Here is a 12,769-nt window from a genome sequence, read left to right on the forward strand (position 1 = left end):
TCGCTATAGTTACTGTTTAGTTTTCAATGACCAAAGTACTTGATTAGTTTATCAGTAATTGACTTGCTTGTCAACAGTTACTTTTAAACTTTTTAAATTTGTTTTGTTTCAGTTGTCTTTGCTCTCGCTCCGACAAGATATATCTTAACATGACATAATATTTTTTTTAATTACTTATATACTATTTATTAAGATTATACTGTAAATATATTAACCTTTCTTTATTTCTTACCCTTTTCCTATACTAGATACACTAGGAATAGTTGTACTTACTTTTCAATTTTTTACCTAGTTAAATCCATACCTTTCCCTAGCCTTTAGTATTTTTATATAAATAAAGAAGGAATCCCACATAGGTAAATTCCTTCTTTATTTATATATTATTTACTTTATAAAAAATGTAAGTATACATAAAAAAAGACCGTGTCATTAGAAACACGGTCTTGGTGGCGGCGGAGGGAGTCGAACCCCCGACCCTTCGGGTATGAACCGAATGCTCTGGCCAGCTGAGCTACGCAGCCACGATTAACATAATCTTAATTTTTGGGAAAATAAAAAGCCTTTAAGGCTTAATAAAATGGCTCCGCGGAGAGGACTCGAACCTCCAACCTATCGGTTAACAGCCGAGTGCTCCACCATTGAGCTACCGCGGAACATCTTACAAGAATTATTATAGCATAATTAAAATATATTGCAAGTACTTTTTTAAAAATTTTAAGTTAATATTTTTTAAAAAAGCTGCTTACAGTTTATGTTTGTAAGCAGCTTTAGATTCTATATTATTGATTTTTTTGTATTGGCTTCATTGTTGGGAAAAGCAATACGTCTCTAATTGAAGATGAATTAGTTAGGAACATTATAAGTCTATCTACACCTATTCCAAGTCCCCCTGTTGGAGGCATACCAATTTCAAGAGCATTTACAAAATCATCATCTGTTTGGAATGCTTCGTCATCTCCAAGTTCTTTTTCCTTAGCCTGTTGCTCAAACCTTCCCCTTTGATCTATTGGATCATTAAGCTCTGAATAAGCATTAGCTATTTCTCTTCCATATACAAAAGCCTCAAATCTTTCTGTTAAAGATGGATCATTTGGCTTTCTCTTTGCAAGAGGTGATATTTCAACTGGATAGTCTGTAATAAATGTTGGTTGAACTATATTCTTTTCACCAAATTCTTCAAAGGCAGCATTTAGTATATCCCCCCAAGTACAATCCTTAAGGTCCTTAACTAGTGATCCTTCTAAGTTAAGCTTAACTGCAGCTTCTCTAGCCTCTTCATCTGACTTAATAGCATTAAAGTCAACACCTGAGTGTTCCTTAACAATATCCGCCATTGAGATTCTATTCCATGGAGCCTTAAAATCAATTTCTGTTCCTTCATATTCAACCTTAGTTGTTCCAAGAACTTCCATACACACATATGAAATTAGATTCTCTGTAAGTTCCATCATATCGTTATAATCTGAATAAGCTTCGTAAATTTCTATAACATCAAACTCAGGGTTATGTCTTACACTTATACCTTCATTTCTAAAGTTCTTACCTAGTTCGTATACCTTTTCAAATCCACCTACTATAAGTCTCTTTAGGTATAGTTCTGTTGCTATTCTTAGGTACAGGTCAATATCTAATGCATTTGAATGTGTTTCAAATGGTCTTGCAGCTGCACCTGAAGCTATAGGTGATAGAATTGGTGTTTCTACTTCTAAGAAATCTCTATCATCTAGGAAACGTCTAATAGCTCTTATTATTTGAGTTCTTTTCATAAATGTATCTCTTACGTCTTTATTAACTATAAGATCTACATATCTTTGTCTATATCTAAGGTCTGGGTCCTTAAGTCCATGCCACTTTTCAGGAAGTGGTCTTAAAGCCTTAGTAAGTAGTGAGAAATCAGTAACTTCTAGAGAAGTTTCTCCTGTTTTTGTCTTAAATACTTTTCCCTCTACCCCTATAATATCACCAAGGTCTAGTGTCTTATAGAACTTTAACTTTTCTTCTCCAAGAATATCTAGCTTAGTGTATATTTGAATTTTTCCGCATCTATCATGAACATCTGAGAATCCTGCTTTACCATGAACTCTTTTAGACATAATTCTTCCAGCAACCTTAACAATCTTGCCTTCTAATTCATCAAAGTTTTCCTTAACTTCACTTGATGTATGTGTTCTGTCGTACTTCGTAATGTGAAATGGATCTTCTCCCTTTGCCTGAAGTTCTTCTAGCTTTTGTAGTCTTTGCTTCATATATTGATTGTATTCTTCTTCAAGCTTATTTAAATCCAATGAATTTAATTCTTCATTTGACATTCCCTTTACCTCCAAATTTAGCGTCTTTTAATCTCTAGTACCTCGTATGTTATGCTTCCGTCTGGTATTTGGATTTCTACTACATCTCCAACCTTTGCACCTACAAGTCCTCTACCTATAGGAGCTTCGTTTGAAATCTTCATTTCCATTGGATCAGCTTCTGCTGAACCTACTATAGTAATTTCAAGTTCATCTCCAAATTCTTTATCTAGAACCTTAACTGCTGCACCAACTGAAACAACATCTGTTTTAATATCGTCGTCATCAATTATTTTAGCATTTTTCAGCATGTTTTCAAGTGTAGCAATTCTACCTTCTGTGAAAGCCTGCTCATTTTTAGCTTCATCGTATTCTGAGTTTTCACTAAGGTCTCCATAAGAAACTGCTACTTTTATCTTTTCAGTAACTTCTTTTCTCTTTACTGTTTTTAGATATTCAAGTTCACTTTCTATCTTTTTTACACCTTCGTAGGTTAAAACTACTTGCTTGTTTTCGCTCATGGTTATCTCCCCTTTAATGTTCAAAGTATTTGGCTCCTTTGAAAGGACAAAATTTATGTAAGGTGCCATTTAATATCTTACCCTCAATATATGAGGGAATTACTTATCATAGAAATAAAAATCACCTATTATTCTTGAAATTAAGAATAAACAGGCTCAATTTACTTAGCTATTATATGTTAATGAGGGTAATAAGCCGCCTTGCTTATCACCCCTTTTTCATTACGTCATATTATAAAACTCATACTGCATATTGTCAATATGTTTGCACCTTGCTTATTTTACAAAATTATACTTTTTCTATAATCAAGAAGAAAGCTTTCCATCTCCTCTTTAGATGTCATCTTATTTACTGCATCTCGAACAGCTGCAGCATCCTTCATACCTTTTATATACCAAGCAATATGTTTTCTCATTTCTATAACCCCTGTATGGCCTTTAAACTCCTCTGCAAGGCTTAAATGGTATAGTGCTGTATCTATTTTATCTCTCCCTGGTACATCATCTATTATTTCACCTGTTTTAAGGTAGTGTACTACTCTTTTAAATATAAATGGATTTCCCATTGCTGCTCTTCCAATCATAATACCATCACAACCGGTATATTCAATTAACTTCTTAGCGCTTTCAGGAGATTTTACATCACCGTTACCAATTAAAGGTACACTTATAGCTTCTTTAACCTTTTTTATGATATCCCAATCTGCTACCCCTTCATACATTTGAGCTCTTGTTCTCCCATGTATAGTAATAGCACTTGCCCCTGCAGCTTCTAGCATCTTAGCAAATTCTACAGCATTAATTAAGGAATCATCCCATCCCTTTCTTATTTTTACAGTTACAGGTTTCTTAGCCTTTTCAACAACCTTTTTAACAACTTTCTCTGCTGTCTTTGGATCCTTCATTAAAGCTGATCCATCACAATTTTTTACTATTTTAGGTGCAGGACATCCCATGTTTATATCTATAATAGATACTTTTTCATTATCTCCTATAGTTTCAGCCATGAATCCCATTATATCAGGATCTGATCCAAATATCTGAACAGCTGTTGCTCCTTCCCGTGGGTCTATATCAAGCATAAGTCCTGTTCTTTTACTTCCATAGTACATTCCCTTAGAACTTATCATTTCAGTATAAACCATTCCACAGTCTTGGCTTTTGCATATTATTCTATATGACTTATCTGTTACACCTGCCATAGGTGCTAAAAATACATTATTATCTGGTACAAAATTTCCTATTTTCATGCTTATCACCTTATTTATTTTTTTCGTATATTACTCTTAACCCTTCCAATGTTAGATTTGAATTAAACTCATTTATTGTTTTACTATGTGGAAGAATAAGCTTTGATAGCCCACCTGTTGATACAACAAATATATCATCTTCTCCAAGTGACATCATTTCTTTTTTCATATTATCAACTATATAATCAACACTTCCAACATATCCATATACAATTCCTGCTTGCATACTTTGAACTGTATTTTTACATATTATATTAGAAGGCGATGTAAGTTCTACTCTTGGAAGCTTAGCTGCCTTTGAAAATAATGCATCTGAAGATATTTTTATTCCAGGAGTTATAGCTCCTCCATAGTAGTTTCCATTTTTCCCTACAGCACAAAATGTTGTTGCAGTTCCAAAGTCTACAATAATAAGAGATTTTTTATAGATTTCAATTGCTCCTACTGCATTAACTATTCTGTCTGCCCCAACCTCTTTGGGATTGTCGTATTTTATGTTAATACCTGTTTTAACTCCTGGTCCTACAACGATTGGCTCTACATTAAAATATCTTCTTATCCCTCTCTCTAGGGAATACATTATATTAGGTACTACTGATGATACTATCACAGCTTCAATGTCCTTGTAGTTAATTCCTGACCTTTCAAATAAATTAATTATCATAACTCCATATTCATCTGCTGTTCGCTCTTCAGTAGTCGATAATCTCCAGTGTGTTAACAAGGTTTCCCCTTTATACACTCCAATTACAACATTAGTATTTCCAACATCAAATACAAGTAACATAGTATTCCCTCTCTGCTTAAAAATTTATATAAATAATTAGTATTCTAAGGTAAGTATGAATTACATCCTCTTATAGATATATCTCCTCCAACTATACTTTGAAGATTTCCATCTTCATCCTCAACAACTAAATATCCTTCACTATCTATATCAACTACCTTACCATTAAATGTTTTAAATGGGTTTGATATTAAAACATCCTTACCTATAAGTGCTGAGTATTTTTTTAGTTCACCTATAAAAGGTGCTATGCCATCTTCCTTAAAAACCTTATAGTTTTTTTCAAATTCATTTAATATATTTGAAACTATAATTTTTCTTTCTATATGTTTTGAAAGCTCAACTTTAAGTGATGTAGCCTTATGACTTATCTCATCTGGAATCTCAGCTTGATTTACGTTAATCCCGATTCCAACTATTATATAGTTTAAGCTATCTATTTCTCCATCCATCTCGGTAAGTATTCCACATACCTTTTTACCATTTAGTATTATATCATTAGGCCATTTTATACTAAATTTCAGATCTGTGGATAAATGAAGCCCCGCTGCAACTGATAAAGCTACAACCTGGGTAATTCCTGGAGCCATAAATGGTGGAATTTCTGGCCTTAAAAGTATAGACATAGCTATGGCTTCCCCTTTACTACTAACCCAGTTTCTTTGTAGTCTCCCTCTTCCCTTTGTTTGAAAACTTGAAAGTACTACAAGCCCTTCCTTAGCTCCCTTTTTAGCAAGAAGAGTCGCCTCATCATTAGTTGAGCCTATTTCTTCATAATATACAATTTCTCTACCTATATAATTAGTATTAAGAAGTGGCGCTATTTCCCCTTCAGTTAATATATCTGGACTTTCAAGTAATCTATAGCCTTTTTTAGATGAGGACTCTATATTATAACCTAATTCCTTAAGTTTTTTTATATTTTTCCATATAGCTGTCCTTGAAACCCCAAGCTCTCGGCTCATATCCTCACCTGATACATAGTTCATTGACTCTTTAAGATATTCTAACACTATATTCTTCATATATTTCACCTTTTTCAAAGAAATTACAACATAATAATACCCTAGATTATAGGGATTCTTTTATTATATATTGTTTAAGGATTATTTTCAAAAATATATCCTAAATAGATTTTTAAAAAGGCTCTATACCATAAGATATAGAGCCTTAAAACTAATTAGTTTTCAGATTTATTATTGTTTATTTGTGAATCATTTTTTTCATTAGAATCATCAGATTCATTAAGATTTGAAACTTGTTTATCCTCTTCATTCTTAACTTCTCCTGAATTATCTTCTGTTAAGTTTTCATCACTTTCTTCTATAGACTTTTTAGCTTCTTCAGCCTTTCTAGCCTCTGCAGCTTCCTTCTCAGCTTTTTTAGCAGCTGCTTGTTCAGCTTCCTTTTTCTTGATATCCTCAACAGTTTGACCGTTAAAAATAGCTTCAAATTCGTCAGCTTCAAGCTTTTCTCTCTCAAGTAAAGCCTCTGAAACTCTATGAAGAGTATCTATATTTTCACGAAGAAGTTTTTCAGCTGTTTCATAGCCTTCAAGTACAAAGCCTTTAATCTCAGCATCTACTGCTGAAGCTACCTCTTCACTATAATTTCTTGATTTATTAAAATCTCTTCCCATAAATACTTCGCCATGTTCTTCACCAAACTCAATTGGTCCTAAAACATCACTCATACCGTATTTTGTTACCATTTGTCTTGCAATTTGAGTTGCTCTATGAATATCATTACTTGCTCCTGTACTTATATCATCAAGAACAATTTTTTCAGCAACTCTTCCTCCAAGTAGCCCAGCTATTTGATCCTTAAGATCTCCCTTAGTAGCATAATTTCTGTCTTCCTGTGGAAGTGATAAAGTGTATCCTCCAGCTCTTCCTCTTGGAATTATGCTAATTTCATGAACTGGGTCACAATTAGGTAAAAGTCTCATTACTATACCATGACCTGCTTCGTGATATGCAGTAAGCTTTCTTTCCTTCTCACTCATAACTCTACTCTTCTTTTCGGGTCCTGCTATAACTCTAGTAATAGCCTCTTCTAATTCTCTCATACCAATTTTTTTCTTATTTTTTCTAACTGATAGAAGAGCTGCCTCATTCATTAGATTTTCAAGATCAGCCCCAGTAAATCCCGGTGTTCTCCTAGCAAGAACAGCAAGGTCAACCTTACTTGATAATGGTTTGTTTCTAGAATGAACTTTTAGAATTTCTTCTCTTCCCTTAACATCAGGAGCATTAACAGTAACTTGTCTGTCGAATCTACCTGGTCTAAGTAGCGCTGGATCAAGTATATCTGGTCTGTTAGTTGCAGCAATCATAATGATTCCTTCATTAACTCCAAATCCATCCATCTCTACAAGAAGCTGATTAAGAGTTTGTTCTCTTTCATCATGTCCTCCGCCAAGACCTGCTCCTCTTTGTCTACCAACGGCGTCAATTTCATCTATAAATATTATACATGGGGCATTTTTCTTAGCGTTTTCGAATAAATCTCTAACTCTAGATGCTCCAACCCCAACAAACATCTCAACAAAATCTGAACCACTTATACTAAAGAAAGGAACTCCTGCTTCCCCTGCAACTGCCTTTGCAAGTAAAGTCTTTCCTGTCCCTGGAGGACCAACAAGTAGTACTCCCTTTGGTATTCTAGCACCAAGTTCTATGTATTTTTTAGGTTGCTTTAAGAAATCTACTATTTCTTGAAGTTCTACCTTCTCCTCATCTGCTCCGGCAACGTCATTAAAAGTTACTTTCTTCTTATCACCTGTAGCAAGTTTTGCCCTGCTTTTACCGAAGTTCATAACTCCCTTTCCACCGCCACCTTGTGATTGCTGCATAAAGAAAAACAAGAATCCTATCATCATTACAATAAGTAATAAGTTAGGTAGAAGTGATAACCATATTGGGTATTTCGTTGGTGCTATAAATTCTACACTTATTTTCTCATTATGTGTTCTATTGTAATCTGTCATAAGCTTTTGGAATTCTGTAGGTGACCCTAAAGTTACCATAAACTTAGTTCCGTTTTTAAGCTGTCCTGTTGCCTGTAAGTCCTCAAGACTTACAACTAATTTGCTAACCTCACCTTTATCAAGCTTCGTTACCAATGTAGAATAAACTAATTTTTCTTTCTTTGGAGCTGCGTTTGAATATAAAGTTACAGCTATAACTAAGGCAGTAATAATAAAAAACCAGGCCATTAAGCTTTTAAATAAGGACTTCTTCATTCTGGCCCCCCTTTCTAATTATAAGCCATACTATTTAGTAGGCTATTGCTTTATAGCTTTACCTATTATTATATCACAAAGTAGGATTATCATTCCACAAATAAGAAATTTTTCTGTTAATTACTTATCTGAGTATACTTCTTCTTTAGGTACACCTATATAAGGAAGTTGTCTAAATCTATCCGCATAGTCAATTCCATAACCTACTATAAAATAATCAGGTATTACAAATCCAGTATAGTCAGACTTTATATCAGCATTTCTTCTTTCTGGTTTGTCTAATAAGCAACATACCTTTAATGTTTTTGGCTTTCTTCCTTTTAAGTACTCACATAGGTATTTAAGTGTCGTACCTGTATCTATTATATCTTCTATAATAAGCACGTCTTTTCCTTCTATATCATAGTTAAGATCTTTAAGAATTCTAACAACACCTGATGATTTTGTTGAGTGTCCATAGCTTGAAACAGCCATAAAGTCAATTTCAACCTCTACATCCATTTCTCTTATTATATCTGATAGAAATACAACTGATCCCTTAAGTATCCCTATACAAAGAACTTTTTTCCCCTCGTAATCCTTTGAGATTTGCTTAGCAAGTTCTCTAACCTTTTCTTTAATTTGATCCTCAGTATATAGTACCTCTTTAATTAAATTATCCATTACTTGCACTCCTTAACTTTTACTTTAAGTATTTTATTTGTTGAATTATCTATTTTATATGATTTAGATTCTTTTATAAATGGTATAACAAGAACTTCGCTACCTACTGCAATAATAGGAATTGAATCTCGAACTTCTCTTTGAATCTTCATATCAATAAATATATCCTTCAATTTTTTCTTTCCATTTAGGCCCTTTAAGTACATATAGTCACCATTTTGTCTTAGACGCACTACTACTTCACCACTAATCTTATCTAAATCAAAATACTTTGTAGTAGAATCCGCTAAGTCCATTTCCTCTCTATTAATTATAGAAGAATCTATAGAGTAACCATTAATAATTATTCTTCCTTTCAAAATGTTATGACTTATAAAGTCAACTTCTTTTGATTTTTTTTCCTCAAGTATAATATTAAAGACTCCATAATTAATTCTTAAAACTAATCCCTTTTTAATATCTAGTTTCTTTCCAGATTCTCCTTTATTAATTAGATTTATGATTAGATCTATATGCTTTGACTCTATCCCCTTAAGACTTTTAAATGTAGATTCAATAATGCACCTTAAAACTCTTCTTTTCATTGCTATATGCAGTTTATTAAATTCTTCTAAGCTATATCCATTTTCTCTTTTTATATTCTTAACCATTTCTCTAGCTAAGGAAGTTATCATATCTTCTTCGTCTCTTGCTATGTGAGAATTAGCATGTAAATTCTCTAAAATATTCTTATTAAAGTTTTCTTTTATATATGGAATAACCTTAAGTCTTATTTTATTTCTCGTATATATTTCCTCTAAATTAGTACTATCTATAACTGGATTTAAATTATTATCTATGCAGTACTTCTCTATTTCTTCTCTCCTGCAATTTATAATAGGTCTTATAATATTTTCACGAACTGGAGATATACCTCCCATTCCAGATATAGAAGTTCCTCTTAGGATTCTCATAATAATAGTTTCAGCGTTATCATTTAAATTGTGAGCTAGGGCTATTTTCCCTCCTCCAATCGAATCTAAAATATCATTAAAAAATTCATAGCGAACCTTTCGCCCTGCCTCTTCAGATGATATTTTATTTTTCTTAGCTAAGGAATTTACATCTACCCTTAGAAGATGAAAGGTAATGTTATTTTCCCTACTGAATAACCTTGAAAACTCCTCATCACGAGTTGCTTCTTCTCCCCTTATCATATGATTAACATGAGCCGCATGGATTGATAAATTATATTCATCCTTTAAGCTTAATAATATATGAAGTAGACTTAGTGAATCTGGTCCACCTGAAAATCCAACTACTATATTATCGCCATGGCTTATCATATTGTTAATTTCTATAGTATTCTTTACCTTACATAACATTTTTATCACCACTTATTCCTTTAGTAGTTACATTATTATAATAGAGTTTTTCACGTAAAAACTCAATATATAATTTAACAAATTAAAAAACACAGAGATATTACGTATTATACCTTAATATCTCTGTGTTTTATTTCGCTATATTACCTTCCAAACCTTACTTACTATAACAGTCATATCATCTGCGTCATATTCATTAACGTAGGATTTGGCTTTCTTTAGAATATAATCAGCTACATCCTTTGGATTCCCACTATCATATTCTGATAAAGCCTTGGTAACCCAATCATTTTTCATATCCTCCTTAGCATCAGAAACCCCATCTGAAACCATAATTATCATATCTCCATTTCTAACTTCTAAAATGTTTGTTTCAAAATCAACATTGTCTAAAATTCCAACAGGTATACTTGAACTTTTTAAAACTTCAACTCCTCTTGATGTTTTAATATATGTAGGCGCTGCCCCTATTTTTACAAACTCACCTATTCCGTTATATAAGTCTAAAATAGCCATATCTATTGTTGCAAATCTTTCATCACTATCACCAAGTATTAATACTGAGTTTATTGCCTTTATAGCAGTATCTCTATCAAAACCCGCCTCCATAAATTTTTCCAGAAGTGAAATTGTCGCTTTACTTTCATTAGATGCTATAGCTCCACTTCCCATTCCGTCACTAAGTCCTACAAGATACCTTCCACTTCCTATATCCCCAAATGTATAACTATCTCCTGAAACCTCATCTCTAGATAATTTTGCAATTGCTGTTTTAACAGTGTATTTTTCCTCTTCAACTAATTTTATTTGATGTATATTATTATCTACCATTGCCCCTGAAAGATTAGATGTACATAATCTTCTATCTAAAACTTTACTGATAACCGAGGTATAGTTACAAACATTAACATCATTTCCATCATTTGCATCTATATAAACTATTACCTCAAAACGTCCCTTTTGGCTTTTAACTGCAAAAACCTCACTAAACTTTAGACCCTCTGACCTTAATGCATCCTCAATATCTATTTCCTTTTCATTTTTAATCTCTATTACATTAGTTGCTTCTTCAACCATAGTATTTACTACAGAGGATACACCCCTTATTTGTTCCGCTAGTACCATACGAGAATTCGCAAGCTTATTTCTCCACCTACTGTTTATTCTAAAAACCTCAAATACATTATTTGTTTGTCTTGTTAGCTCATGTGGTCTTAAACATTTTTTCTGAAGAGAGTCTGGAATATCTTGAACAGAAATCTTTCCTCTTTTCTCAACTTTGCTTAAAAGCTGTATAAATGAATTACTTGTATGATATATCTCACTATCCCAGCATGTATTTCTATTTTCACATGTAAAACAAACTTTATCTGCTAATTGTTCTACCATAGCATTTATGTCTGTTTTATTAGAAAGTTGATTAGTAAAGCTTTGTTCTAACACATTCGAAAGTCCTCCAAGGGCTCCTGATACCATACTAAGTCTTGATGCCATAACATCATTTACCCTCTGGAGATATAAATCACTCCGAGTTTCAGCTTTTTCATATTCTACTTTATTATTAAATACAACTAATTTTTCTAATTTTCTTTTTGGAGATATTAGAAAAATTACGGTACCTACAACAGAATCTATTAATAGCGGCTGCATATCTGCAAATGTAGATGTATAAAATGATAGTATAGCAGCAGAAAGTATAAATGCTACAGATGCAAGTATTTTTCCAAAGTCCTTAAAAACTCCTGCGATTAATCCACAAAAGCCAAATACACCTATTGTAAATGGCATAGTAGTATCAGCTATTCCTGATACAAGTCCAAGGGTTATACCCATGGCGGCTCCAAGTGTTGCCCCTTCTAGAAATCCACATGTTAATGCAAGTGTAAATGCTACAATATTTTTCAAGGATAATCCCATATAACTTATATCAAATGTTCCTGCAACTGCAATGGCAATAATAAGTGCCATACATACTAACTCTTCAGTAGTAAGTTCTTTTTTATTCTTTTTAAAAAAACATACTGGAACACCATATGAGAATATAAACCCAAAAGCAACTACTATAACACTTTCAAACAAAGTTATAAGTATATCATATGGAATCATACTTCCTGAAATAAATTTATAATATACAAATATATTAACTAATGAATTTATAATGAAGGTGCAGGCACTTATTCTAAATATATTAAACTTATCATCTTTCTTAATCATAAGTCCTATTGCCATTATAAGCATTAAGGAAACAGCGTGGGAAAACCCTAAATAACCGTTAAACGTGCTTATATATCCAATAGCAGTAATAAATCCCGTCGCTACTGCTGCTCTAATTCCTAAGAGCCCATAGGCTGATATAAAGAAAGCTAGTCCAAATGGCATAAACATTTTCAACATTATAACCCTTGATGCAAAAAAAGCACATGTATAAAAAAGCAACGCGTTAACTGATATTAATTCCCCAACAATACCTTTTTCTCTAGATAATTTTGTGGTAACCCTTTTGTATGTCATTAACTCTTCCTTGTACATTCTCGTAACCCCCTCATTTATTCCATACACATATATCTCAAATCTCTTTAATCGTGATTTCATTTTATCAATAAGGTGTCCATTATTTTGTCATTAAAACTCCCTAGACTTGAAAAACTTTCT

The 12,769-nt window shown here is 32.8% G+C and carries 9 protein-coding genes and 2 tRNA genes; all 11 read right to left on the reverse strand.

What is annotated here, in order from left to right; all coding sequences use genetic code 11:
* Positions 1 to 444: 444 nt before the first annotated feature.
* A tRNA-Met gene (locus CLCY_RS05560) sits at positions 445 to 521 on the reverse strand.
* 57 nt (positions 522 to 578) lie between these two features.
* Positions 579 to 653, reverse strand: a tRNA-Asn gene (locus CLCY_RS05565).
* A 126-nt stretch (positions 654 to 779) separates the two neighbouring features.
* The gene (gene lysS, locus CLCY_RS05570) at positions 780 to 2,309 is read right to left on the reverse strand and encodes a lysine--tRNA ligase (protein WP_048570139.1); all 1,530 of its coding nucleotides are present in this window, start codon (positions 2,307 to 2,309) and stop codon (positions 780 to 782) included.
* Between the two features lie 17 nt (positions 2,310 to 2,326).
* Entirely contained in the window at positions 2,327 to 2,809 is a 483-nt protein-coding gene (gene greA / locus CLCY_RS05575) for a transcription elongation factor GreA (RefSeq protein ID WP_048570140.1), read from the reverse strand.
* A 281-nt stretch (positions 2,810 to 3,090) separates the two neighbouring features.
* Positions 3,091 to 4,059 carry a tRNA dihydrouridine synthase DusB gene (gene dusB, locus CLCY_RS05580; protein WP_048570141.1) on the reverse strand — a complete coding sequence of 323 codons (969 nt, stop codon included), beginning with the start codon at positions 4,057 to 4,059 and terminating at the stop codon, positions 3,091 to 3,093.
* A gap of 10 nt (positions 4,060 to 4,069) precedes the next feature.
* Entirely contained in the window at positions 4,070 to 4,846 is a 777-nt protein-coding gene (locus CLCY_RS05585) for a type III pantothenate kinase (RefSeq protein ID WP_048570142.1), read from the reverse strand.
* Positions 4,847 to 4,890: 44 nt separating this feature from the next.
* Positions 4,891 to 5,871, reverse strand: a complete 981-nt coding sequence (locus tag CLCY_RS05590; RefSeq protein ID WP_048570143.1) for a biotin--[acetyl-CoA-carboxylase] ligase — start codon at positions 5,869 to 5,871, stop codon at positions 4,891 to 4,893.
* A 155-nt stretch (positions 5,872 to 6,026) separates the two neighbouring features.
* Positions 6,027 to 8,090: an ATP-dependent zinc metalloprotease FtsH gene (gene ftsH, locus CLCY_RS05595; RefSeq protein WP_082141727.1), complete on the reverse strand. Its 2,064-nt coding sequence runs from the start codon at positions 8,088 to 8,090 to the stop codon at positions 6,027 to 6,029.
* Between the two features lie 120 nt (positions 8,091 to 8,210).
* Positions 8,211 to 8,753, reverse strand: a complete 543-nt coding sequence (gene hpt / locus CLCY_RS05600) for a hypoxanthine phosphoribosyltransferase (protein WP_048570144.1) — start codon at positions 8,751 to 8,753, stop codon at positions 8,211 to 8,213.
* Entirely contained in the window at positions 8,753 to 10,117 is a 1,365-nt protein-coding gene (gene tilS / locus CLCY_RS05605; protein ID WP_048570145.1) for a tRNA lysidine(34) synthetase TilS, read from the reverse strand. Before tilS ends, hpt begins: the two co-directional genes overlap by 1 nt.
* Before the next feature lie 138 nt (positions 10,118 to 10,255).
* The gene (gene spoIIE, locus CLCY_RS05610) at positions 10,256 to 12,646 is read right to left on the reverse strand and encodes a stage II sporulation protein E (protein ID WP_048570146.1); all 2,391 of its coding nucleotides are present in this window, start codon (positions 12,644 to 12,646) and stop codon (positions 10,256 to 10,258) included.
* Positions 12,647 to 12,769 lie beyond the last annotated feature (123 nt).

Source organism: Clostridium cylindrosporum DSM 605, assembly GCF_001047375.1.
Taxonomy (GTDB): domain Bacteria; phylum Bacillota; class Clostridia; order Clostridiales; family Caloramatoraceae; genus Clostridium_AB; species Clostridium_AB cylindrosporum.

What these genes read in the sequence shown, in the direction of transcription:
- lysS (WP_048570139.1), bottom strand. Translation starts at nt 2,309, where the DNA reads ATGTCAAATGAAGAATTAAATTCATTGGATTTAAATAAGCTTGAAGAA.
- greA (WP_048570140.1), bottom strand. Translation starts at nt 2,809, where the DNA reads ATGAGCGAAAACAAGCAAGTAGTTTTAACCTACGAAGGTGTAAAAAAG.
- dusB (WP_048570141.1), bottom strand. Translation starts at nt 4,059, where the DNA reads ATGAAAATAGGAAATTTTGTACCAGATAATAATGTATTTTTAGCACCT.
- CLCY_RS05585 (WP_048570142.1), bottom strand. Translation starts at nt 4,846, where the DNA reads ATGTTACTTGTATTTGATGTTGGAAATACTAATGTTGTAATTGGAGTG.
- CLCY_RS05590 (WP_048570143.1), bottom strand. Translation starts at nt 5,871, where the DNA reads ATGAAGAATATAGTGTTAGAATATCTTAAAGAGTCAATGAACTATGTA.
- ftsH (WP_082141727.1), bottom strand. Translation starts at nt 8,090, where the DNA reads ATGAAGAAGTCCTTATTTAAAAGCTTAATGGCCTGGTTTTTTATTATT.
- hpt (WP_048570144.1), bottom strand. Translation starts at nt 8,753, where the DNA reads ATGGATAATTTAATTAAAGAGGTACTATATACTGAGGATCAAATTAAA.
- tilS (WP_048570145.1), bottom strand. Translation starts at nt 10,117, where the DNA reads ATGTTATGTAAGGTAAAGAATACTATAGAAATTAACAATATGATAAGC.
- spoIIE (WP_048570146.1), bottom strand. Translation starts at nt 12,646, where the DNA reads ATGTACAAGGAAGAGTTAATGACATACAAAAGGGTTACCACAAAATTA.